At 34.4% G+C, this 24,773-nt stretch carries 24 protein-coding genes, 1 tRNA gene and 1 pseudogene; 18 read left to right on the top strand and 8 right to left on the bottom strand.

Features of this window, described 5'->3' with window-relative positions; all coding sequences use genetic code 11:
- The first annotated feature begins 198 nt into the window (after positions 1-198).
- Positions 199-1,179, top strand: a complete 981-nt coding sequence (locus AC2G3J_RS11810; RefSeq protein WP_336953192.1) for a bile acid:sodium symporter family protein — start codon at positions 199-201, stop codon at positions 1,177-1,179.
- Between the two features lie 237 nt (positions 1,180-1,416).
- On the top strand, positions 1,417-1,641 hold the full coding sequence (rpmE, locus tag AC2G3J_RS11805; protein WP_004721254.1) for a 50S ribosomal protein L31: 225 nt from the start codon (positions 1,417-1,419) through the stop codon (positions 1,639-1,641).
- Between the two features lie 131 nt (positions 1,642-1,772).
- On the opposite strand, the gene AC2G3J_RS11800 is transcribed toward rpmE, so the two are convergent.
- Genes AC2G3J_RS11800 through epmB form a run of 3 tightly spaced genes read right to left on the bottom strand, consistent with a single transcriptional unit; the run spans position 1,773 to position 6,771 of the window.
- The gene (locus tag AC2G3J_RS11800) at positions 1,773-4,007 is read right to left on the bottom strand and encodes an EAL domain-containing protein (RefSeq protein ID WP_483770015.1); all 2,235 of its coding nucleotides are present in this window, start codon (positions 4,005-4,007) and stop codon (positions 1,773-1,775) included.
- A complete protein-coding gene (locus AC2G3J_RS11795) occupies positions 3,989-5,740 on the bottom strand; it encodes a cyclic-di-GMP receptor FimW-related protein (protein WP_336953190.1) in 1,752 nt (583 codons plus the stop codon). The genes AC2G3J_RS11800 and AC2G3J_RS11795 overlap by 19 nt, the downstream gene beginning before the upstream one ends.
- A 14-nt stretch (positions 5,741-5,754) precedes the next feature.
- Positions 5,755-6,771 (bottom strand): EF-P beta-lysylation protein EpmB, encoded by a 1,017-nt coding sequence (epmB, locus tag AC2G3J_RS11790; RefSeq protein ID WP_336953188.1) that lies wholly within the window; start codon positions 6,769-6,771, stop codon positions 5,755-5,757.
- A 339-nt stretch (positions 6,772-7,110) separates the two neighbouring features.
- On the opposite strand from epmB, the gene efp reads away from it, so the two are divergent.
- The 8 genes from efp (at position 7,111) to AC2G3J_RS11750 (ending at position 15,899) form a co-directional block, all read left to right on the top strand.
- Positions 7,111-7,680 (top strand): elongation factor P, encoded by a 570-nt coding sequence (efp, locus tag AC2G3J_RS11785; protein ID WP_004721246.1) that lies wholly within the window; start codon positions 7,111-7,113, stop codon positions 7,678-7,680.
- Between the two features lie 397 nt (positions 7,681-8,077).
- Positions 8,078-10,177: a carbon starvation CstA family protein gene (locus AC2G3J_RS11780; RefSeq protein WP_336953186.1), complete on the top strand. Its 2,100-nt coding sequence runs from the start codon at positions 8,078-8,080 to the stop codon at positions 10,175-10,177.
- Between the two features lie 32 nt (positions 10,178-10,209).
- Positions 10,210-10,512: a YbdD/YjiX family protein gene (locus AC2G3J_RS11775; RefSeq protein WP_004721243.1), complete on the top strand. Its 303-nt coding sequence runs from the start codon at positions 10,210-10,212 to the stop codon at positions 10,510-10,512.
- A gap of 197 nt (positions 10,513-10,709) precedes the next feature.
- On the top strand, positions 10,710-11,735 hold the full coding sequence (locus AC2G3J_RS11770) for a 2-dehydropantoate 2-reductase (RefSeq protein ID WP_419328296.1): 1,026 nt from the start codon (positions 10,710-10,712) through the stop codon (positions 11,733-11,735).
- Positions 11,736-11,872: 137 nt separating this feature from the next.
- Positions 11,873-12,832 carry an AAA family ATPase gene (locus tag AC2G3J_RS11765; RefSeq protein ID WP_336953182.1) on the top strand — a complete coding sequence of 320 codons (960 nt, stop codon included), beginning with the start codon at positions 11,873-11,875 and terminating at the stop codon, positions 12,830-12,832.
- Between the two features lie 12 nt (positions 12,833-12,844).
- Entirely contained in the window at positions 12,845-13,753 is a 909-nt protein-coding gene (locus tag AC2G3J_RS11760; RefSeq protein WP_483770014.1) for a DUF58 domain-containing protein, read from the top strand.
- Positions 13,754-13,762: 9 nt separating this feature from the next.
- A complete protein-coding gene (locus AC2G3J_RS11755; protein ID WP_483770013.1) occupies positions 13,763-15,778 on the top strand; it encodes a transglutaminase TgpA family protein in 2,016 nt (671 codons plus the stop codon).
- Between the two features lie 44 nt (positions 15,779-15,822).
- A tRNA-Val gene (locus AC2G3J_RS11750) sits at positions 15,823-15,899 on the top strand.
- Between the two features lie 162 nt (positions 15,900-16,061).
- Here AC2G3J_RS11750 and AC2G3J_RS11745 read toward each other — a convergent pair.
- Positions 16,062-16,118: a hypothetical protein gene (locus AC2G3J_RS11745; protein WP_419820722.1), complete on the bottom strand. Its 57-nt coding sequence runs from the start codon at positions 16,116-16,118 to the stop codon at positions 16,062-16,064.
- A gap of 296 nt (positions 16,119-16,414) precedes the next feature.
- On the opposite strand from AC2G3J_RS11745, the gene AC2G3J_RS11740 reads away from it, so the two are divergent.
- From AC2G3J_RS11740 to AC2G3J_RS11730, 3 genes are read left to right on the top strand one after another with little or no spacing between them, the layout of a single operon-like run.
- Positions 16,415-16,771: a hypothetical protein gene (locus AC2G3J_RS11740; RefSeq protein WP_336953176.1), complete on the top strand. Its 357-nt coding sequence runs from the start codon at positions 16,415-16,417 to the stop codon at positions 16,769-16,771.
- 32 nt (positions 16,772-16,803) lie between these two features.
- Positions 16,804-17,160 (top strand): hypothetical protein, encoded by a 357-nt coding sequence (locus tag AC2G3J_RS11735; RefSeq protein WP_336953174.1) that lies wholly within the window; start codon positions 16,804-16,806, stop codon positions 17,158-17,160.
- A gap of 32 nt (positions 17,161-17,192) precedes the next feature.
- The gene (locus tag AC2G3J_RS11730) at positions 17,193-17,678 is read left to right on the top strand and encodes a hypothetical protein (RefSeq protein WP_483770012.1); all 486 of its coding nucleotides are present in this window, start codon (positions 17,193-17,195) and stop codon (positions 17,676-17,678) included.
- Here AC2G3J_RS11730 and AC2G3J_RS11725 read toward each other — a convergent pair whose 3' ends face one another.
- Genes AC2G3J_RS11725 through AC2G3J_RS11715 form a run of 3 tightly spaced genes read right to left on the bottom strand, consistent with a single transcriptional unit; the run spans position 17,679 to position 18,530 of the window.
- Positions 17,679-17,996: a hypothetical protein gene (locus AC2G3J_RS11725; RefSeq protein WP_483770011.1), complete on the bottom strand. Its 318-nt coding sequence runs from the start codon at positions 17,994-17,996 to the stop codon at positions 17,679-17,681.
- A gap of 10 nt (positions 17,997-18,006) precedes the next feature.
- Positions 18,007-18,312, bottom strand: coding sequence for a glucosaminidase domain-containing protein (locus AC2G3J_RS11720; RefSeq protein ID WP_419820721.1), 306 nt, complete (start codon positions 18,310-18,312; stop codon positions 18,007-18,009).
- Complete coding sequence (locus AC2G3J_RS11715; protein ID WP_483770010.1) at positions 18,306-18,530, bottom strand: hypothetical protein; 225 nt, start codon at positions 18,528-18,530, stop codon at positions 18,306-18,308. The genes AC2G3J_RS11720 and AC2G3J_RS11715 overlap by 7 nt, the downstream gene beginning before the upstream one ends.
- Positions 18,531-19,081: 551 nt before the next feature.
- Here AC2G3J_RS11715 and AC2G3J_RS11710 point away from each other — a divergent pair.
- From AC2G3J_RS11710 to AC2G3J_RS11690, 5 genes and pseudogenes are all read left to right on the top strand, one after another.
- A complete protein-coding gene (locus AC2G3J_RS11710; RefSeq protein WP_336953168.1) occupies positions 19,082-19,339 on the top strand; it encodes a hypothetical protein in 258 nt (85 codons plus the stop codon).
- A gap of 1,319 nt (positions 19,340-20,658) precedes the next feature.
- Positions 20,659-21,605 (top strand): annotated as a pseudogene (locus AC2G3J_RS11705) (IS5 family transposase).
- Positions 21,606-22,157: 552 nt separating this feature from the next.
- Positions 22,158-22,418, top strand: a complete 261-nt coding sequence (locus AC2G3J_RS11700; RefSeq protein WP_336953166.1) for a hypothetical protein — start codon at positions 22,158-22,160, stop codon at positions 22,416-22,418.
- 341 nt (positions 22,419-22,759) lie between these two features.
- Complete coding sequence (locus tag AC2G3J_RS11695; protein ID WP_483770009.1) at positions 22,760-22,963, top strand: hypothetical protein; 204 nt, start codon at positions 22,760-22,762, stop codon at positions 22,961-22,963.
- Between the two features lie 81 nt (positions 22,964-23,044).
- Positions 23,045-23,452 (top strand): hypothetical protein, encoded by a 408-nt coding sequence (locus AC2G3J_RS11690; protein ID WP_483770008.1) that lies wholly within the window; start codon positions 23,045-23,047, stop codon positions 23,450-23,452.
- A gap of 234 nt (positions 23,453-23,686) precedes the next feature.
- On the opposite strand, the gene AC2G3J_RS11685 is transcribed toward AC2G3J_RS11690, so the two are convergent.
- On the bottom strand, positions 23,687-24,238 hold the full coding sequence (locus AC2G3J_RS11685; protein WP_336953161.1) for a DUF2799 domain-containing protein: 552 nt from the start codon (positions 24,236-24,238) through the stop codon (positions 23,687-23,689).
- Between the last annotated feature and the right edge of the window lie 535 nt (positions 24,239-24,773).

The following is a 24,773-nucleotide window of genomic DNA, read 5'->3' as shown; positions in this document are numbered from 1 at the left end:
AAAATGATGAGGGTCTATTGCTTATTTAGCAAAGAAATATCAATAGGCCTTAAATTAACTTGAGATGTGTCGTAAATAAATAGTGAATATTTAGCCAAATGAATAGCTTTATTTATTTCGCTCAGTAAGATTGAATTTTACCTGGTAGTAAAATTTAACTACTGGGCTTTTTCATGTTTAGAATACAGGACGTTGCTTATGAAAATGTTGAAATTATTAGCATTAGATCGCTTTACGATACTTTTAATCGCAATGGTGGTTTTAGCTTCTATTTTTCCGATTTCAGGACAGGCAGCGCTTATCTTTGGAAAAATCACTACAATTGCAATTGCGATTTTATTTTTCCTACATGGCGCAAAATTATCACGTGAAGCCGTGATTGAGGGGGTTTTGCATTGGAAATTGCACGCACTGGTTTTTGCTTTTACCTTCTTAGTTTTCCCACTATTGGGCCTAATGGCAAAACCTGTGCTTGAACCTTTGCTTGGACAACAATTGTATTGGGGTTTTCTGTTCATGTGCTTTTTGCCATCGACAGTACAATCATCCATTGCCTTTACCTCTGTTGCAAAAGGCAATGTGGCAGCGGCAGTGTGTAGTGCCTCCTTCTCCAACCTGATTGGTATGTTTATTACTCCGATTTTAGTGAGCTTATTCATTTTTGGTCAATCTAAACATAATTATGACCCAACATCTTCTATTATAGAAATTACCTTATTGCTGTTGGTTCCATTTGTATTAGGACAAGTATTACGCCCGTATGTATTCCCACTCATGCAAAAAATGCCAAAGATCGTCAAGGTTTTCGATCAAGGCTCTATTTTGATGGTGGTCTATGGTGCATTTAGTGGGGCAGTAGTTGCTGGTTTATGGCATCAGGTCAGCTTATCTACATTGATCTATCTAACCTTAGCATGTTCAATTCTACTCACAGTGATTATGTTGTTGGCTTTGTATGTTCCAAAATGGCTTGGTTTTAGTAAAGCAGATCAGATTTCGATATTCTTCTGTGGCTCGAAGAAAACTCTTGCCAGTGGTGTACCTATGGCGCAGATTCTATTTATTGGACAGCCCTTAGGCATGATAGTTTTACCGATAATGATTTTCCATCAAATCCAGTTAATGGTTTGTGGAGTGATTGCTAACTATTGGTCTAAGCAAAACCATACTGATGAGTAAATTATATTGATTTTTAATCAAGTGGCTCGCAATTTATATATTTTTCAAGTATAATCTTGCCCACTTGTTGTGCTTAGCTCTGACGCTTATAGTCTCGGTGGGCCAAAAGAAATGGTCTGTTATGGTGTTAATCTGCTGATTTAGAATTTAAATCTGCTTTCCTCAAAGTTTTATTAGATTTTGAGAGTGGTTAATTGCGATGACAGCTAAACCTTTCTTAACTTAGGAGAATCGACCATGCGTGCCGATATTCACCCAAAATATGAAAAATTAGTTGCTACTTGTTCATGTGGTAACGTTATCGAAACTCGTTCAGCTTTAGGTAAAGAGACACTTTATTTAGACGTATGTTCAGCTTGTCACCCATTCTATACTGGTAAACAGAAGAATGTTGATACTGGTGGCCGTATCGATAAATTCAAACAACGTTTTGCTGGTATGTCACGTTCTGTTAAACGTTAATACGACAAAACATAAAAAACGGGCTAAAGCCCGTTTTTTTGTTGCTGAATTTTATCCAGTTTTAATCTATTTATGCTATTAATTTAAAAGGTTGAGTTTTTTAGGCGCTCAACCTTTTTTAATATTATACTTTATTGATCTTGGACGTCAGTTAAATGATCCAATTTTTTCTGGAAATATTCACCCTGTAAGTATCTTACATCTACATTCCATGCATTTGCAAAAGAGTTCATATCATTTAAATTTTTCAGCAAAAATTCAATTGGTTTAATAGTGTGATATTTTTCCAGGGTATGTTGGAATTGAGTCATGCTGGCCTCACAATTCATCTGCTGCGTAAACTTCTCATCCAGTGTTAACAAACTTACATCCAATTGTTTTAAGATAGCTTCACTTGAAATACTAGAACCAAAACGTCGAATTGAAATTTCGGCACCATGATCACGTAAAACACCAATTTGCTTGTGAGATTCAATGATATTTTTTGCTATATCCTCTTCATCAAATTGTAAAATCAGAGGATGGGATTGACGGCTTCCAACAATCGTTAAGAGTTTAGAAATAAGCTCAGGGAACTGCTTGTCGTGAAATAGGACATGGCGATTTAAATTAACGATTAATTTTGCTTCTGGATACTGGGTGATAAAGTTATGTAATTGCTTACATGCTTCAACTAATATCCAGCGATCTAATTTAATTGAAAGTTCAATATCATCATCTAAATCAATTAAATTACTTACTTTTTTCCACTGATTTTCAAAAATAAAACCACTACTAACTTCATAAGTATTTAAATTACTATCTTGTTTGTCATAAAGTTGTTGGTATTTTAGCTGAATCTCACTTTTTTCAAGAGATTGTGCAATTTGACCAAGAATAGCGGAGGCTTTAAAGATATGAGCCGCTGGAGTTTCTTTAATTTGTTCTTGTTTCTCTACCAATGTATTTTCAAGCTGAGATTTTGCTGTAGGTTCAATCGGGTCACTTTGTAGCTGCAATGGTTCAGCATCTAACTTTTGTTCAACCAATGACAATTCAATTTTAGTGTCTTGTAAAGTTGCGGTTAATTGTTGGTCTGATACAGACTCTTTTTTTGCTAAACGATGATCATAGGCTTGTTCTAAAACATCCTCAAAATTTGCTTCTGTAAAGTTGTTTTGCTGTATATTTGAATATCCAATCTTAATATTCAGTGGATAAGTATGACTATCAATCTCAAGTAATTGTGGCTTTTCTAAAGCATGAAGTCCATGGATGCGTGACTCTAAAATCGTCTCTGATTCTGCTTGTAAAATAACAGCATACAATAACATATCAATTTGATATACTGTGCTATTGGTTTGTTCTTGAATAAAATTTTTAAAGCCTTCTAAGTACTGAATAGCTGTTTTCCAAGGCGAAGTTAAAATATTCTCAGGACAAGCGGCGAAGCTAAAAAGGACTAAAGCATTAGATTTAGCGGGTTGATTAATTAAAGCATACTGAATTTTTTGGTAACTACTAGCGACACTACTCATTCCTTTTTTAGCAGAGTCGAATGAGTGAGCTTGAGAGGCTTGACTTGTAGAATTGTTCTCAATGGTGATTTGAATACAGTCTTCTTCATCTGAAGGAAGAAACTCAATTTTCAAAGGATTTTCTGATTTAGCATCGCTATTCAGGGTATCTATTTCAAAACGTGCTAAATCAAAATTACCTTGAGAAATCTTTTTAAAACGTTGTTTAAAATCATGGATATTCTTAGGCTTTAAAATATCTAATAAAGGCAATCCAATAATTTCTGCTTCATCTTTTAGACCAAACAATTTCAGATATTCAGTATTGGCTTGGGTATGAATACCTTCCTGAATTAAGGCAATTGCTTTGTGCTGTTCTTCAACCAAGGCTTGAGCTTGGTTCTTGGCATTTTCAAGATCATTTAAAAGGTGTTTTTTCGCTTGTAAGGTGCGACTGTAAGACAGTGCACGAATTAAGCTAATATAAAAACGATCGGTATATTTTAAGTCAACTACATCATAGATGCCTTTTTGAATATAGGATTGATATTGGTTGGTTTGATAATCTTCAGGTTTTAAGAACAAAACAGGTAGATCAATATCAGCAGAGGCTTGAATCAATGTAATAGCTTGCTCAATTTTGATGTCATAAGCACGACCAAAAATAATCAAGTCCCATGAAGTATTGAGCTGTTTTTCAAAACTTTTTAAATCATCAAGTAATATCGCTTGTACTTGATGATTCTTACTTTGAAAAAGATCAATAATTTGATTATAACGAATTTGGTTATCATCAATAATGAGTAATCTAGTTTCAGACAGTTTTAATTTTTTCGATAATAATAGATTTCTCACTTTAATGCTTCCCATACATCTTGATTATTCAAATTGGCTGATTGGTGTTGAATGAACTGATCTATACGATTATTTTCTTCATCATTGATCAATTCAAATTCGAACTGAATAAAGCTCTGGGTAATTAACAGTGTTTTTGTTAAATACACTTTAATTTCTTCAGTGTCTAAACGTAAATAAATGGCTTGCTGTTCTTTGAAGAACGGTAAATTTGGCAAAATAATAGAAATATTTGATTCATTCAAATTTTGTACTTGAACCATAAGACAAGGGTGGTAGTTAATGGTTGAGCGATCTGCTGGAACTTTTACTGCACATGGGTAAATATCTTGGGCTAAAACCTCTAGACCAACTTCATAGGTTTTTTTAACAGACTGTTTGATCCAACGAATGATTGCACCTTTCCATTTGTCATTGAGGCTTTCATTGACCAAGATAAATTCCCCTGTTCTTAAGTTTCGTGGGGTTTCATCTGACCATCGAATACGATAACCACTGACGCTAATGTCTAGTACTTGAGTTTGATAGATTTGTTTTGCTTCACGGTCTAAACTTTTAATTTGTCCTAAGTTTGATGCGGTGCTTGAGCCTGTTGAAATAGATGAATGGATATTGGATTCAGACTGAAATGCATAATTGTTATTTAAATTGAGTGTTTCATAGAAATTCTTAGCTTTGGATAAATAGAAATGCGCTGTTTGTAAGCTAAAGCAAATTTGAAGTTGTGCAGAGTATTCATAGCGCTCATGTTGACGTTCAGTTGTCGTACCCAAGACATTTTGCACATGAAACTTTAATGCAGCGGATAAATAGATCTGTTCATTTTTAGACAGATATTCATCTTTATGAATCGTTGAATTAATATGTTCCAGCAGATTCTGTGTAGAAATATACAAAGAAGTCCGAAAGTTAGCATGTTGTTTGCGATTGTAAATGGGCGGAACGTCTTTTGAGCCATCAATCACATAACGCGATAAACTGGTTTCTCTTGGTAATATTTGAATAAGTTTAACCCAATCAAATGTACATTGATAAAGCGCTTGTGTTTCTGTTGGACGAATCTGATGCGTATTAAAAATATCCAAAAGTAGTACTTGTGCATAGGCTTGCTGGATATTTTGAATGGTAAAATGTGTGCCTTGTAATTGATTGATATTAATATTAAATTCTTGATTCTTAACAGCGAGCTCATAAAGAAGGTGGGTGGTTAACCATTGATGGGTCAATGGACCACTGTAGAGCATTTGTTGCTGAACTAATAATAAACCAAGCTGTTCTAAAGCATAAAAGGTTGCAAGTGTACGTGCTGTCTGTAAATTTCGTTTTTCTTTGAAATTAAAAAATGAGAATTTATTTGAAACTAGTGTTTGATGACTTCTTCGCACAATATTGATGTACACGTTGGCAAAATAGGTGCGAATTCTAGAAGAAAGATCAATAATATGTTCAATACGCGCATTTTGAGAAAGACCTTGATTTAATATATTTTTTTCAAGGCTAGATAAAATACTTTCTGTAATTGGATGTAAAACTTGAATTAAGTCAAAGCGTAGCATTTCGCTACAATCTAATTCACTGATTTCACTTATGGCTTTTAAGACAGACTCTGAGGTGTCACCAAGTTGCATAATAGAAAGTGTGGCCACCCATGCATTGACAGACGCCACAGAGTTTTCTGCAAAACTTAGACTTTCTCGTTGTAGAACCGTGATATTTTGAAAAATTTCTGAAATTTCTTTATTTATCATGAGTATTTCAACTCTTAAAAGGTTGTGACTCCAAAAAGCGGTGTTTTATTATTCTCTCCCGCGACTTCTCGAACCAGTTTAGGAACTAGATAACCCGGTAAACTGGCCAATACATCCTTATAGATCTGATCAATTTTTTCCGCCCCTAAATCGAAATGATGTGCACCTTTTACCTTATCTAAAACATGAAGATAGTAGGGTAAAACTTGTGCTTCAAAAAGTCGTTGACTCAAATTAACAAGAGTTTGTGCAGAATCATTCACACCTTTAAGTAAGACTGCTTGATTCAACACAAGAATATTTTGTTTTGCTAAATGAGATAACTTTGAACAGGTCAAATTATCTAATTCTGCTGGATGATTTGAGTGTACCACTAGAATTACACGTAGCCTACTGTTTTTCAATAAAGAAACTAGCTCTTCATCGATTCTTTCTGGAATTACAATTGGAACTCGTGAATGAATTCGCAAGATTTTAATCTGACTGAGAGATTCTAGACGTTCTATCCAGATGGCTAATTTTCGATTAGATAGCGTCAACGGATCGCCACCACTCAAAATCACTTCATTAATTTCCGGATGATCTTCTAAATAGCCTTTAATGTTCAACCAATCTTCATTTTTAGGTAAATTGTCTTGATAAGGAAAATGACGACGAAAGCAATATCTGCAATGTACGGCACAAGCACCGGTAAGGGTAAGTAAAAAACGTGACTTATATTTGTGTAATAATCCAGGAATCTGATTGGCTTGTTCTTCATCAAGAGGATCTATGACAAAGCCTTCATGTTCTTCCATTTCAAGATGATGTGGTAAAACTTGTAGTAAAAGCGGATCTAGGGGGTTTCCAACCTCCATCTTTTTTACAAATGCGCGCGGTATACGTAGTTTAAATTGTCCAGACGCGAGGATAGCGCCAGACAGTAACTGGGCTTTAGAAAGTTCAAGTGTTTCTAACAGCTCTATTGGGTCAGTAATTAAATCACTGAGTTGAGATTGCCAATTTTGCTCTTGATATAAGTAATTTAACATGCCACGTGCGATAAATAGTTGGAGATAGGGAAAGCGGATTGTATTGCTTGTTCAGATTGAATTTGTCAGGTCCAATTTGAAATATTTCAATGGAAAAATGCTTTCAGTACAGTTGATTTGTATTGAACAGCAGTGAATCACCAATGAATCGAAGATTTTACCCTCAATCTGACCGAACATGGGTAATTTTTCATTGCTTCACGATGTATTGCTCATTTAGAATACGAAAAATGTAAAATACATTCTTTGCTGTTTGGAATGATCACTATCACAAATCGGGTGATTTGCTGATAGCATCACAGTAGAGATTTAAATTAGTAAGTTCGGAGTGTGCCTTTCATGGCCTATTATTCTACAAATGATTTCAAAGCTGGCCTAAAGGTTATGCTTGATGGTAACCCATGTTCAATCATGGAAAACGAATATGTAAAACCAGGTAAAGGTCAAGCGTTTAACCGTGTAAAACTACGTAACCTAAGATCTGGCAAAGTATTAGAAAAAACTTTTAAATCAGGTGAATCTCTAGAAGCAGCTGATATTGTAGAAGTAGAAATGGATTATCTCTACAACGATGGCGAATTGTGGAACTTCATGGATCCCGTATCTTTTGAACAAATTGCTGCTGATAAAGTTGCAATGGGTGATGCTGCGAAATGGTTGAAAGACGATTCAAACGAAAAATGCACAATTATGCTATTTAATGGTATTCCATTAAACGTAAGTGCGCCAAATTTCGTTGTATTGAAAATCGTTGAAACTGATCCTGGTGTACGTGGTGATACTTCAGGTGGTGGCGGTAAACCAGCTAAACTTGAAACAGGTGCAGTTGTACGTGTTCCATTATTTGTACAGCAAGAAGAAAGCGTTCGTGTAGACACTCGTACTGGTGATTACTTAGAGCGTGCTTAAGCATTTTTTGAAAAATGAAGAAGCTGAGGGATGATGAAAATCATCCCTTTTTTATTGTATTTAGATTAGAGTTTGTATAAGCCTTTCTAAGGGTAAAAGCTTTTATAAAATAGAGAATAACGGCTAAATTTTCGACTAAAGTCGTAGAATGATAGCCCATAATTAATAGTAGAGTCAGATAGTCGAATTATTATATGAATGATAAAAATAACAAAGTCACGATTTAAGTCATTGTGATGTCATGCTAATAGTACATATTCAGATCAGTTTTAATGCCAAAGTCTTAGATGAAAACAAAAAAATGAGGAGTAGAGTCACCAAGGAATGAGTCACGGAAATGCATTACGCTTTATAAAAACAATGGAACTGCTTTTTGTAATCAAGATGTGAGGTTTTAATGGAAAATATTCAAACAAAATCATCACCCTTATCAAAATTGATCTGGGTGATTGTCGCCATAATTGGTGCAGTATCTTTTGGAATACTTGCGGTGAGCAAGGGTGAGCATGTCAATGCGGTTTGGCTAGTACTTGCAGCGGTATGTGTCTATAGCATTGCATATCGTTTTTATAGTTTATTTATTGCCAATAAAGTTTTTGAACTAAATTCTCGGCGATTAACTCCAGCACATCGTTTAGCAGATGGCTTGGATTATGTTCCGACCAATAAATATGTACTTTTTGGCCACCACTTTGCTGCTATTGCAGGAGCGGGGCCATTGGTTGGACCTATTCTTGCTGCCCAAATGGGTTATTTACCCGGAACAATTTGGCTTTTAGTCGGGGTTGTTCTTGCAGGTGCGGTTCAGGATTTTTTGGTTTTATTTATCTCTACACGTCGAGATGGCCGCTCACTTGGGGAAATGGCAAAGCAAGAGCTTGGTTCATTTGCTGGTGTTGTGGTCATGCTTGGTGCATTAGGCGTGATGATTATCATCCTTGCAGTATTGGCATTGGTAGTGGTAAAAGCACTTGCACATAGCCCATGGGGTGTGTTTAGTATTGCAGCGACGATACCAATTGCCTTATTTATGGGCATTTACATGCGTTATATCCGCCCAGGTAAGATTGCTGAAGTATCTATCATTGGTTTTGTTCTGATGATGGCTGCAATTGTTTATGGTGGAAATGTTGCTGCTGATCCTTATTGGGGACCATTCTTCACATTAACAGGAACACAACTCACTTGGGCTTTGATCATTTATGGATTCGTCGCTTCAGTATTACCTGTTTGGCTGTTATTAGCACCGCGTGATTATTTATCAACTTTCTTAAAAATTGGTGTAATTGCAGGTTTAGCAGTGGGTATTATGGTTGCAATGCCAATGTTAAAAATGCCGGCTGTTACGCATTTTATCGATGGTACAGGTCCTGTCTTTGCTGGATCCATGTTCCCATTCTTATTTATTACCATTGCTTGCGGTGCGATTTCTGGTTTCCATGCCTTAGTTTCGTCTGGAACTACACCTAAACTGATTGATAACGAAGTCAATATTCGTGTCATTGGTTATGGCGGTATGTTAATGGAATCATTTGTTGCAATCATGGCAATGATTTGTGCAACAGTGCTTGAACCGGGTGTTTATTTTGCGATTAATGCGCCAGCGGCAGTATTGGGTACTACAGTAGAAAGCGCGGCAGAAGCAGTACGTACACTTGGTTTTGTGGTTACACCTGAAACATTGAGCTTGCTGGCAAAAGAAGTCGGTGAAAGTACGATTCTTTCGCGTACTGGTGGTGCACCAACATTTGCAATTGGTATGGCTCATATCATCACGGATATTTTCAATAATCGTTCAATGATGGCGTTCTGGTATCATTTTGCGATCTTATTTGAAGCGCTGTTTATCTTAACTGCAGTCGATGCTGGAACTCGCGCATGTCGTTTTATGGTACAGGATACGGTGGGTATCGTTGTTCCAGCACTTAAAAACTCACACAACTTCGTGGGGAATATGATCGGTACAGCGGTTGCTGTTGCGGGATGGGGCTTCTTTGTTTATCAAGGTGTAGTCGACCCACTTGGTGGTATTAACAGCTTATGGCCTTTGTTTGGTATTGGTAACCAAATGCTTGCGGCAATGGCTTTGATCTTAGGTACAGTGATTTTATTTAAAATGAAGAAAGAGAAATATGTATGGGTTACCATTATCCCAACAATTTTCTTATTCATTACCTGTATGACTGCGGGTTGGCAAAAAATCTTCCATACTAATCCTAAGATTGGATTCTTGGCTCAGGCGGATAAATTCTCAACAGCAATTGCCAATGGTGAAATTTTAAAACCAGCCAAAACACTTGAAGAAATGCAAACCATTGTATTGTCCAATCAAATCAATGCTGCACTATGTGCATTCTTTATGATTGTTGCGATTGTGATGCTGTTTGCCGCTATTGGCGCAATTCGTCGTGCATTGGCGAGTCCTACACCAACAGTAAATGAAGCTCCAGCGGTATATGCAGATCCTGAAGAAGTGTCTGTTTCTAAATCACACTAAGTTGATATTGCAGATAGAGTGAGAGGTGAGTGATGAAGCTTAAATTTGCTCAAGGTGGTAAAACGGTGATTTATAAAATCATCAAGATGACCATCATGTCGCAAAAGGAACTAATTTTTAATCCTAAAAATTGGTCTAGAATTGCAACATTATGGACACGCTTACAACAAAGTTTCCGTTTGATGGTGGGTGTTCCAGATTATCAAAATTATCTGGAACATATGAAAAAGCATCATCCCGATATGGATGCAATGGATGAAAAGACTTTTCATCGCTATTGTGTAGATGCCCGCTATCCAACAGCTGGTGGAACAATGAAGAAATGCCCATGTTGATGGAATGTATAAGTTGATTTAAAGCTTAAATAGAAACGGCACTTGGGTGCCGTTTTTTATTGAAGATGAGCGAAGTGATTTATCGGTTTAACGCAATAACAGCACACTTCATGATTAGACTTGTCGTATAACTGACAGTTGGCAAATTCTAACTCCGCTAAAATCATGTAATACATATAAATGAAAAGGAGACTGCTATGAAAATCTATATTTATGGTGCTGGTAGTATTGGATGTTATATTGGCGGTCGATTAGCAACGGTAGGTGCTGATGTGAGCTTTATTACACGTTCTCGTGTATATGAAGAATTAAGCACGTCTGGTTTAAAACTGACAGATTACACTGGTAAAACGATAAAAATCGCGGCAAATGATTTACAGCTCAGTGTTGATCCTAAAATAGTCACAGATGCTGATATTATTTTTGTATGTGTAAAGTCGGCTGCGACTGAGCAAGTTGCCAAGGAACTTTATGACAACTTGGGCGCACACAGACCCTATATTGTGAGTTTTCAAAACGGGTTGAGTAATGTTCCGATTTTAAAGCGGATTTTAAAACATCATTCGATTTTAGAAGGTATGGTGCCTTTTAATGTTGCAGTTCAAGCAGTTGGGCATTTTCATCAAGGGACATCTGGTGCGTTGCATGTGAAAGCGTATGCACAGCAACAGGATTTAGCCAAGCTTTTTAAACAAGCTGAATTAGAAATTGTTTTTGATCAGGATATGCTTGCAGTGCAATGGGCAAAAATTTTGCTGAATTTAAATAATTCAATCAATGCTTTATCAAAGTTACCGTTAAAACAACAATTGTCTAATCATCAATATCGACAATGCCTTGCTATGGCGCAACAAGAAACGTTATATCTCTTAGATTTAGCACAAATTAAGCCAGCCAAACTCACAGCAATTTCGGCACATCTATTGCCTAAAATAATCAGTTTGCCCGATTTCATTTTTAAAATATTAAGCCGTAAAATGTTGGCAATTGATCCCTTGGCGCGATCATCTATGCAAGATGATCTGATGGCAGGGCGAACCACAGAAGTGGACTGGATTAATGGCGAAGTCGTTCAGCTCGCCCAGCAGTTAGGTAAACAAGCGCCTATCAATAAAACCTTAATCGAATTGATTAAACAGGCTGAAATTTCAGGAAGTGAATTTTCAATTGGTGCAGATGATTTAAAAATAAAGTTAAAACATGCTGCAAAGTTAAAATTTTAGTTGATGGGGGCTATAAATTTTGAAGTATATCTAATATTCAGCAAATGAAAATAAGGAATTATAGCAGTCAAGATTGAGTATTCCTTAAAACCGTGTATGTTAAAGAAGTTACAATAATTTTATTGGGGAAATATAAGGTGATTTGGGGAACAACACAAGTAAAGGCATCAGAACAACATAGTCCTGTAACAAATTTAGACCTCGTTCAGTTTTACCCCAAAATTGATGACTTTTTAAGTCAAATTAACCAAATTATTTTAGATAAAAGTCATCAGACTAAACTGGCGTTATGTAGTCTATTAGCTGGTGGACATTTACTTTTTGAAGATCTACCCGGACTTGGAAAAACCACCTTAGCCAGCAGTTTGTCACGTCTAGCAGGTCTCGATTTTCAACGGATTCAGTTTACCAATGATATGCTGGCAAGTGATGTGATTGGGATCAATATGTTTAATCAAAAAGAGCATCGATTTGAGTTTAAACACGGTCCAATCTTTACCCAAATTCTGCTTGCAGATGAAATTAACCGCTGTAGCCCTAAAACCCAAAGTGCTTTGCTTGAAGCAATGGAAGAGGGCAATGTCACTATAGATGGTACACGTTACTCTTTACCTCATCCATTTTGGGTGATTGCAACGCAGAACCCACTTTTTCAAAGTGGAACCTATAGTTTACCAGAGTCACAACTTGATCGTTTCTTAATGCGACTGTCTTTGGGGTATCCATCACGCGCAGCAGAAAAACTATTACTACAACAAAACTCACGACATGATTTGATTGAAAAGTTGCAAGTAATTTTTCAACATCAGGAAATTTTGCAATTACAATGTATGGTAAATCAAATTACATTGAGCGATGTGGTTTTTGAATATATGCTTGATTTAGCAGAAGAAACACGTAAAGGTCGTCATGGCTTATCTCCACGTGGATTATTGGCGTTAAAAAAATCAGCACAAGCCTATGCTTTGATTGAAAAAAGACAATTTGTAATTGCAGATGATGTACAAGCCGTATTTGTTGCTGTGGTGTCTCATCGTATAGGATTAGGTGAGTCTGAGACACGAGCGCTTATGCAAAAAGTTCCTGTAAAGGGCTAATTGGAAACGCTTATGTTAGGTCAACGATTTGTTAAATGGCTGCATCTTCGGTTTCGCTATACAGGAACTCGTACACTGAAACAAAACCAAGTGTTGGTTTTTATATACCAGCAGGGTTTTTTATATCTAGTCCTCATTCTGATTACTTTTATTGCTGGTATTAATTATGCCAATAATTTAATTCTTGGCTTTTGTTTTTTAATGAGTGCGATTTTATGTATTAGTTTCTATCTCAGTTTTAAACAATTACATGCGATTACATTAGACGTAATTGTCGATGAGGTGGGTAAGGTTAATGAAGTTTTTAAAGTGAAAGTAAACCTACAACAGGACCGTGCTACGCCTAAATTTTTAAACTTTAAATTTGATGAACAATTACAATCTTTTCTATTTGAAGAAAAACAACAAAGTTTTGAATTGAATTTTATCCCACAACAACGTGGCGAATTTTCAGTCCCCCCAATTCAAATTTACTCCACATATCCACTCGGTTTGGTGCGGGCATGGACCTATATTTATTTAACTGAAAGTTATTGGATTGCTCCTGAAGCGAAGCCTTTAACGCATCAATCACAGAATTATTCTAATACGGGCGAACCTGATTTAGATGAATTTAAAGAGTTAAGGACTTTTAAATCAGGTGATTCATTGCAAAGCATTTCTTGGAAACAGGCTGCGCGTGGACAAGGATTATTTGTCAAACAATTCGATGATTTGGTCGATACCCATGCGATGCAAATTGAATATAGCAAAATGCCAAGTGCAGACCATGAAGAGAAGCTGAGTTTTATGATGGAGTTGGTCGATCGATGTCATCAGACTGAAACGCCGTACAGCATTATTTTACCGCATGCACAAACTGAAAATGGGATTGGAGAACAGCACTATATTCATATCAAAACCTTATTGGCGCAAGCGTGAGGATGAACAATGAATAAATCGATACAAATTTCAATTTTAGTTGTGCTGAGTTTAATTTGGTTGGCACAACTGGCTTATATGCCTATTGCATTGTCTATTTTATTCCTCATTAATATAATGACTTTGGCGCTGTATTATGACAAAACTAATAAACATCAAGTCTATAATCTGCCTCGATTATTTACACAAATCCCAAAATTAGTTTTTGCACTTTTAGCTTTGCTCATCATTTATTTTGATTCACGCACATTTTTAGGCGTAGAAGCAGGGACAGCCGTTCTTTCCACTTTTTTATTTGCTAAAGCGCTTGAAACCAAATCAAAACGAGACTTCATTATTCTGTTTAACTTCGCTTTATTCGTCAGTGCCAGTTTGTTTTTACACAGCCAAGCCTTTTGGATGGCACTGTTAGTTTTGTGCTGTTTAATCAGTAGCTTGGTTGGGATATATCGTGTACAAATCGTTAATTTTGAAATAGATCAACCGATTTTTCAGTCATTTAAAACTGATTCAATACATATTGTTAAATTTATTGCATTAGCTTTGCCATTCTTTGTTTTACTGTTTATGTTTTTCCCGCGGTTGCCACCACTTTGGCAAATCCCCATTCCCAATAATAAAGCGGTAACGGGATTGAGTGATCGTATGTCACCTGGTGATATCGCTGAGCTTTCACAGTCTAGTTCATTAGCATTCCGAATTATTGGCAATATGAAGCAATTACCAAACCGTAATGAACTATATTGGCGTGCGATGGTGCTTGATCGCTATGATGGCACAACATGGACAAGTGAATTTCCCAATAAACAGGTAAAAGCCTATTCCAAGATAACAGGGCAGATTGATGGATTTCATTATCAGTATCTTGCCAGTGATCCAAGTCAGCAATGGATTACCGGTTTGGAAAAGTCCATTCCAATAGAACAACATTTTGAGTTACACCAAGATTGGTCGATTACACCTAAACGACTGGTACAGCGAACCCAGCTAATTGAATTACAGTGGTTGGGAGGTCAGGTTAGAGATAGTCAGGATTCACATTTTGAACAGATGATGCTGAAAAATAACCTCAGTTATCCTAAAAAGAGTGATCTACAAGCTCAGAAGTTTGCTTTAAATCTGTATCAGCAGAGTCAGTCTAATCCTGAAGCTTATATTCAGAATGTATTGAACTGGTACAAGAAAGAAAATTTTGTTTATACACTTGCCCCTGGAAAGTTAGGGAATCACCGTGTTGATGAGTTCTTGTTTCAATCACGGCAGGGGTTTTGTGAACATTATGCCTCAAGCTTTGTCTTGCTGATGCGTTATGTTGGGATTCCAGCGCGTGTGGTCACAGGCTACCAAGGGGGGGAGTTGTCTCCTGATGGTCAGAGTTGGGAAGTACGCCAGTTAGATGCACATGCTTGGGCTGAGGTTTATCAACATGGGCAATGGCAACGCATTGATCCAACAGCTATCATTGCACCAACACGTATTGATCGTGGTATGCAAAATGTGATGAATGATGATCGTTCGATTTTTGGTGATGCGGGTTATTCAAATTTGCGTTTTCAGCATTCATCGCTGCTTAGAACATTGCGTGTTTGGAGTGACTATGCTGGTTTTCAATGGCAGAGTAAGGTTGTCGGTTACGATGCAGAGAAGCAAAGCGGCTGGATGAAGAAACTTGGCTTAACATCGGCCTATAGTTATGGTTTGGTTTTAATTTTTGGAATTCTCGGATTACTGTTGATCTATTGGGGTGTGACGCAATTTTGGCGCATTCGTCAAATGTCAGGACTTGAGCGAATCATTGCTCAATTTAATCATCAATTATCTGTGGTTGATCAAAAAGCAGAAGCAGAAACGTTTCAACAATGGATGCAGCGTTTAACCTTGCGGGCTGAACAAAAACATCTGTTTGAGCAAGTGAATCAGATTTTTCAAAAAATTGTCTATTTAGGTAATGAAAATCAACAGGATATTAAAAATATCAAGAAATTGCTTAAAGAGTGTGCGAATGCATTAAAAGTGAAGAAATAAGGCTTGTCATCTTATTAAAAAATGAATAATATTCTCAGCACTTCAGGTGTATAGCTCAGTTGGTTAGAGCGCTACGTTGACATCGTAGAGGTCTCCAGTTCGAGTCTGGATATACCTACCAAGATATTAAAGTCATATAAACTCAAATAGCTTTGTATGATTTAAAAAATCCCTAAATTATAATGATTTAGGGATTTTTTATTGCTTTATATAAACTAACATAAACACATACAGCAGATCGATCCTTGTATCATCGTGTGTATGTGTATGATGGTTGAATAACTTAACTCATGATACAGTCTGCTTCTTTAAATTGCACCCAAAGCCTTTGAGCTTTTATTAGTTGCTGCTTATAGTCAGGTTCAAGAGTTTTTATTTACTCTGATATATTAAAAGCAGTTTCTTTGCTGCCGAGTTTAATTTCTTAGAATAGCATATCTCTAATATTTGTAGAGGATACCAATTCAAGGCAATCTTTAGCAATTACTGAACAGCTTATAAGGCTTATTAAGCTAAAAAAGATAATATGTTTCATGAAAAATATTCCCCCGAGTTTCTAGTCATCTATAAATTAACTGCATCTTGTTCTTTTCAGTAAAAAATCTATCATAGAGTGAATAAAAAAGGGATCCATAAATGAAAAAACTAATTTTAATTGCTTGTTGTATGTTTAGTGTTGGGGCATGGGCAAGTTGTGAAGATTTGAACAGAATAGCTGATAAAAAAGGCATACATTATGGAACTGAATACAGCTTTGTTGTTAAAGGACCAAAGGGACATAGAGCATACTTTCATTCTGCACCGGCGAATAAATGTAAATATGCTAAGACTTACTTAATTCCTAATGATTCAGTGGTTGGTTATCAAAAGTTTACTAATGATAACCACAATTGGATCTATGTGATGTATGGCTCTAAAGATAGAGTTTATACTTCAGGATGGATTAAAGAAAATGACTTAAAAATATCTGATCGTATCAGTCCTATTAATTAATCAAGTAAGCACACTTTTAGAGATGAAAATAAATGAAAAAACTAATAATTCTTACCCTTTTATTAAGCGGCGGGGCTTGGGCTAAGACATGTGATTACCTATCGAAGATAGCAGATGATAATGGCATGCATTACGGAACAAAGTATTCCTATACAGTTCAAGGTACAAAGGGATTTAGATCATATTTTCATTCAGCACCATCAAGCGAATGTAAGTTGAAAGGTGTATTTATTATTCAGAATGATTCAGTTATAGCTTATCAGGAATTTAAGAACGAAAATCAAACTTGGCTTTATGTAATGTATATAGATAAAAACGGCAATGATACTTCAGGTTGGGTTAAAGCTAAAGATTTTAAATTATTTGGTCGCCTTAGTCCTATCAATTAATCAAGTAAACACAATTTTAGAGAAGCAAACAAATGAAAAAACTATTCCTTTTAACTCTTTTAATTAGTGGTGGGGCTTGGGCTAATGCTCCATACAAAGCTACAACCGAATGCCAATTTGATTATGATGATTTCGACTTTTGCTCAAAAGTAAACGTGGCTAAATACAAAAATGCTCTAAAAACACAAAAACCTAATTTTAACCAAAAGTACATTCTTCTCAACCTAAGCTCATCACCTCAAATATTTAGATTTATTGCTTTAGATACAAAAAATGGCTTAGCTTTACCTTTAAGAGATGGAATTCTAGGTTTTAAAGATAAAAAAGGAGATTTAACAGGAAAACCTCCCGTAATCCAATACTCAGTTAATAATTCACTCTTATGCACTCAAGGAAGTATTTTTGCTTATCGAGATGATTATGATAATGTAAAAACATGTTATTCAATTCAAGATAATGAATACTCTGAATATGGCAAAGAGTTCAAAAGATCAGATACACCAGTGAGTATTAATTAACTAAACCTTCACTCCCTTAGAATTTCTAGTGATTTGCAGATTAATCGCGTCTTGTTCATTACGAACATTTCGAGTTGCCAACATCGGATCAGAAATACCGCTAACGTGAATATCTGTTTTCTGATTGATATTCACAATACGATTAGATGACTGAGTATTATAGAAATTAGGAAAGACAGGTTTAATATTGTCTGGAATTTCTGCATTTTGAGCAAATTTAGAAAGTATCTCCTTGTTAATCTGGGTTTTAGGCTTTGATGGGTTATCTGATTGAGATACATTGTTAAGACTAAGGTGCTGACTAACATCTTTGACCATGGTTAAATTTTTAGATACATAGTTTTATAGGAAGCATAAACTGAATTTTTAAGAACTGAAAAAACATTTCAGGAGTTTTTGCACCTTTAGCTGTTTTATATCGTCCTGCTTTTGCTATTGTTTTTATATAGTCATCTGCAAATTGTTCAGGGCTGTCATAAACTCTGTAAGGGTCGTAGGACTTTTCTATTTTATCCCATGCTCTCACCGTTTTTCCTTTCCAAGAAGAACCTGCCATAATATTTCCCAGATTAAATTTTGCCCCTGGATTTATATGTTCTCCCCACCCAGTTTCACCTGAAAATTGAGCTAATATATACTCTGGTTTAACATCAAATGTTTTTCGATTCTAACTACCATGCCCCAATAAGTTTTTAAAAAATCTATTTGCTTTTTACCTTTAGCCCCTTCTTTAATCGCTGCTTTATCCGAATATTCGTTATTCGACTGAGTTCTCGCATTAACATCACCAGCTACAACATTCGCCATTCCAACAATTGCATTCACTCCAGCTAAAGCCGTTTTTTGAAGCATTTGGATTGTTTGTTATTTAGTATTATCTGTACTGGATTTTTCAGCATCAAGTGTTGCTTGAGCTTCTTTATTACCAATAAAGCTAGACCCTTTGCGACAGTGCGACTGATTCAATCTAATCCATTTAACTTGTTTAAGAAACCTACTAAGCCACAATCTTATTAATCAAGCTCAGATCGATAGAGTCTTATTGGGAATTGAAGTTTAAGAACATGATTTGAAATGTTACAATGATTTTTGATAAAATTATCCTATGTATATTTTTGATATTATTAAATTTTTTATTTAAATGTGCTATTATTAATGATAATAATTTATCTATAAAAGTTCTAAAAAATTTAATTTTTTGAGAAAGAAATCTCATAATAGTAGAATCTTTTAAATTTTAACAGTTGATTGTTTTACTAAACCTGAATTATTATATCTATAAAATACGATATAGTGAATCGTAGCTCAAGCGCCATAGCTTCTCTGACTGATCAAACTTTTAATTAAAAAGGATTTTTGGTTGGAATTGCGAGATTCTTTATCTGATTATGGAAAGAAGGAATATGCATAGATTTTCAAAAATTGTGTTGATAACAAATAACTTAACTAAAAAGATTGAGCATGATCTAGAATTAAGAATGAGTTGTGATGGTGCATATACACATACTATAAATAGAGAAGATGAAAATTATAAAATTGAAGTTATGATTGATCCACCAAGTGATGTTTTAAATACTTTTAAAAATATAGCGCATGACATTAAAGATTATTTGGATGAAATTGATTATAAAGGGAAATTTGAATTTAAGTTCATTGTTTAGTGTCTGACTGGCTACATGCAAGATTTCCTATTATTATTGTAGTGAACCTATTCTATTTTTCTATCATTTTGTATGATTTACATACCCACATGACCCTCTCTTTATGAATATTTATTTGTGTTATCTTTAAAATAAATGCCAATGAGCATTATGGTCATCAGTGAGTATTGAATATTTCAAAATCGCTTTTTTTTAATAGTGTTTAAAATAACCAAAAAAAATCAAGTTCTATTATTTTAAATAAAATAGTATATATATCAGTATTTTATTTAGTTTTTATATGCGTAATATGAGATAAATTTAGAATAGAAAATGTGAGGGTTGTGAATCTATAAAGATTGATGATTTAGCTTTTTTGGCACAAAATCTTTGATTTTTCTAGTTTAAATAATGAGGCTGTTACATAAAGTTGACGATACATATATGAAGATTTACCAAAAGGTAAAATATTTTATTTGAATGTTAATATGAATTGTGTAAAATTTAATCAGTGAAGAAGGTTGTGCTTTTCACTTTGACTTGCTATCTAAGTCTTTAATCAACCCACCTTTTTTAGGTGGGTTGATTAATTTTATGTTAGACAATAAACAATCGGTTTCTGACTTCTACTTAAAAATATGAAATAAGATGAATTGTTCTATTTATTTCAAAAATATTGTGTGTTTAATGTGATTTTTATCACGTTATTTTTGGAGGGAGTCAATATTAGGAATTGCTATCGTAAATTGTTGAGCTGGTTTTTTAGCTTTAGCTGATAAAGTATTAAATAATGCACCATAGGGACGAATTATGAGAGTAAGTTTTTGATTAAAATTTATACCAAGGTATAGATTGTTTATTCCAGGATTTAAATGTACATTCAAGACCACATTTTTTAATTCAAACATTATGAATATTTGTATAGGTGGACCTTGGCACGGAAGTAAGCTGCTAGGACATGATAATAAAAAGTCTTTTAAAGTAAAAGCTAACCAGTCAGACTCAGTAACAAACTATTCGAAAAGAAAGATTAAGTTTAAAAACGAGTTTTATATTTTTTGGGTAGCTGATGAGTTGATGATATTAGATGAGAATGAAATTATTAAAACTTATTTACTAAAAAACTAAATATTATTGTTTAAATATACTTTAGATATAAAAAAGGCGCAAATGTGCCTTTTTTATATCAGTCAGCTTTGCCTTGGAATATTTGGTTTAAAGTCAGATATCTATAATTTAGGATAATCTATGAATTCTCTTATTTTTATTATTTGGTAGTTAATTTTGGCTTAGTTGCACAAAGCTATCTCTAAAGGCTCATTCAGCAATATAACTCTTAGATGAATAAGTCTGCATCCAAAATATATCGTATAACGAATTGGTCTCCTTACATGAGCAGTATACTGCGAAGATTTAAATTAATTGTGGCAATATCACTATTTGGTTTGATTCCAATTACTCAGCGCTATGCACAATCAATACACAAACAAGGACGAAATCAAACCTACTCAGATAAAGCGATTCAGTACTGTTTAATAATTAAATCTCTCTTTCGTTTAACTTTACGAATAACCACAGGATTTGTTCAAAGTCTCGTTCGTCTTTGCAGATTAGACTGGACTGCACCAAATTATTCAACCCTTTTTGGAAGACAAAAGTATACTGATATTGCAATTAGCTTAGAACAAAGCAGAGATGGACTTCACCTATGAGTTGACTCTACAGGTATGAAATTTTTAGTTGAAGGAGAATGGAAGCGTAAAAAACCTTAGCCTGAATATTGTCGACAATGGTGTAAACTCCACATTGGTATTGATACTAAAACATTGTAAATACGTGCTGTTCAGCTCACTACAAATATCGTGGGAGATTCAAAAGTATTCAGGGATTTACTTGATTAAATTCCAAAAATAAACATATAGATTCCAACTATGCGGATGGAGCTTATGACAAAAAATACTGTTGATAGGTGATTTCAGATAGACATACACGTTCTATCGTTCTGTCGAGAAAAAATGCAAAGCCTTGGAAAGATACAAAAGCTCATACATTAAAGAGAAAACAACAACTAAGAACGATTAAGTATTTGGGGAGGACAATGTGGGAAAATTGGTCAGGCTATCATCTTCGAAGTTTGGTTGAAACCAAGATGCACTGAATTAGGTTATTAGGAGATAAATTATCAGCAAAGTACTTTTTAAGTCAGGTCAATGAAGTGCATACGAGAATTGCAGTTTCGAATAAATTCACTGAAATAGGTAGACCTTATACCCCAGTTGTATCTTAAATTTGAGTTGATTAGGCTAGTTTTAGCTTTGCAATCTTTTTGCAATCGAAAGCTTAATTTTAACAAATGGTAAAAAATAAATTATAAGTTATTTAAATTATTTGATATTTTAAATGATTTATTGTATAAAAAAGAAACAACAATAAAGTGGAGGTGAAATCATGATACACAAATCAATAAGCATTGCATTTTTCTTTTTCATGTTTGTAGCTTTAACATTACTCGTACACTTATTGGGAAATGTTCCAACTGGAATATGGCTTCCATAATAAAATTGCTGGCTGGGAAAGCTCATCTTGAGGTGAGCTTTTACCCTATGGAGGAGTTGATTTTGATTCAATTCATAAAATGTATTTTTGGCTTTCATCGCGTAATTGAAACACATTATTGTAAAGATGGTGAGTTGGAAGTTTGTCATCATTGCTTAAAAGTTGTTAAAAAATAATCGTATAGATTGATTTCAACCGAATACATGATATTTCAATATTTATACTCAATTCAAAGTTAAGTTGATCATAATATTTTTGACATTCTTTAATATGAGTTTTTTTAATGCCAAAACCTAAAATGAGTGACAATAAAATAGATTCAAATCACATGCTGTATTTTTCAATTGATCAGCTTAAAAGTTTTTTGAAGACCCAAATTCGGTTAAAAGCGGATCAAGGAGAGCTGTTTATAAGTGAATATATCACTAAAGATTTCACTCATCATGAAATAATTAATTTGGGTGAGGAATTTAAGAAAGCAGGGTATAAAGTTAAGATTAGAAATACAGGCGAAGAAAAAATATTTTCTGTTTTTTGGAATTAAATAACTGCGAGTTTTTATACTTCCAAAAATAAGAATAATTTTATTTCAACATTTTGACGATTTATATTTTATTTTTTGATAGGATTTGATTTTTAAACAGGATAGGCTTAATTAGAAAATTATTTAAATAGTTAGCTTAGTTTTATTATATCGCTTAAATACTAGTCAAAAGTAAATATACAAGATCAAACTTCAACTTAACATATCTTTGATAAAGACAGTTAATAAATGCTAGCGATTGGTGTTATGAGTGAGTTGGGCATATTTCACCTGTATTGAATCACGTGCTGGAAATCTATGAGATAACCCGATAGGATTTATGATTTTTATGAGAGAAGAAAGTGAGTAATCTAGAAAATGAAAATTTAGAACAGCAATCTCAACAAGAGCAAAAAGATTCTAGCGTAATGAATGATATCGTGAATTCGATCAATCCATTGGATGCTGTTGATCTGATTGTGGAAGCAGGTCAGTTGATTGTGAATACGAGTAAAGATATTGTTTCTGACATTGCCAATAACATCGATATTGATATAAATCTTTAAAATTACTGAGCGAGTGCACCCATCTAAAGTTGGGGCTTTAATTTATGAGATTAAACTTCTTTGCATATGACATTTAAATCAATGATGAAAAAATTTCTCTTGGCTTTTCTTATATTGAATTCGAAGTTTAGCTTTGCTGATCCAATAAAACCAACTTTTCTTGAAGAAAAATTAGATATTAAAAAGTTTAAAAAAGAGCTAGATGATAAGCATACATCTAAAATTAAAAAATCCCTTTTTCTTGTAAAAAGAGAGCCAGAATTGGACCAATTTAAATATAAAGCAGTTATGTTGAGAATTGCTAAGGATAGGCAGGGTAATTCTTTTAAATATATGAAAATGATCACTTATCTAGACTGTGATGAAAATAAAACCTATACATATTTGTCATTTTATGATGAAAATGGTATTACGCATGGTATTGGTTCGTCTAATGGCGATCTTCCTGAAGACAGTCCATTAAGAAAACAAGTCTGTATCAATGAATGACGGTGAATAGCTGTAAAACATGCTTATTTTATGTTTTAAATTGACACATTTCACGTTATTTAGTAAAACTGTGATTGTTAATTCATTATAGTGGATAAACATACAATAATCCTTAATCAGCGCAAAAATTAAGGGGAAAGCCTCACAGTGATGTGGGGCTTTTTTATTTGAATGATTTATTCCAAGCGGCGTTTGCAATCATCAGTGAGTATATGTCTGTGATTTTGTTTAAATCTAATAGAGATGATGTTCTGCTTTAAAACGTTCTAGATTCCGAAGCGCATCTTGGTAACGTGAGCGTACTTGACTGCTATTGCTTCGGAGGTCAGATAATTTCTTTTTATAGTCATCACGATCTTTGTTAGACAGGTCTTTACTGTCTAATTTTCCAAGATAGTAATCTATATTATTCTGTGAAGTATTAAATTCTGTATTCGCATAGTAAAAGTTACTGGCGACTTGAAAATAATGACGTAAGGATTCGCGTTTCTCTGCCGGGCAAACTCGAAAATTACCGCGCCCCTCTAAAGCTTCGTAAAAGATATTTTCAGGTTGGCAGTAAGCCCCTAAACCTTTTAGATAACCCATTTCATAAAGATTTTGACTAGGAATAATATTGGCTTTTTTACAAGAAGAATAGTATTTATCTATATGGGATTTATTTCCAGCAGCGCCATCTTTTTCACCAACGTTAAACCAATTCGCAGTTTTACATTGTTCAACACTCATTGCAGCACAACCAGAAAGTAAAACCATAAAAGTAGATAAAATTACTATAAGTTTCATGAAAAATTCTTCCAAACGATTTTTGAATTACTTTTTAAAAAATGATTTTATCATGACAAGATCAATAATTTCCTGATCATTAATGTGGTACTACATGAAAAGTGCATTTAAATTCTTAAAAATACAAAAGAGTTTTTATCTTGATTCTGCAGTTATTGCCGATATCGTATTCTAACTTTGGCGTATCTTCAGCTTGCGCATAATATTTGTATCGCAGTTGATCGATATAAACTTAGGGATTCCATCTCCAAAAGAGTAGATCTGCCAAATTCATAACTTAATTTAAAAATAGTTGATGGATAGTTAAATTTAATTAGTTGATAATTTGTTCAGATTTCTTTTAAAAAACAGGACCTTTTATCTAAAAATTACGGGGATTAAAGCAAGACTACAATTCGAGAACATAGACAGCCGTTGAGCTAAGTACAGTCAAGATTACACAGAAATTTATCGTTACTTTTTTAATTTCATAAAACTTATATACTATGATTTTATAGTTAAATTTACATTGATCTTTAAAGTGGCTTAATTCTAA

This window comes from Acinetobacter legionensis, assembly GCF_057165765.1.
Note: the sequence above shows the minus strand (reverse complement) of the source record. Positions and strands in the feature narration are given on the sequence as shown.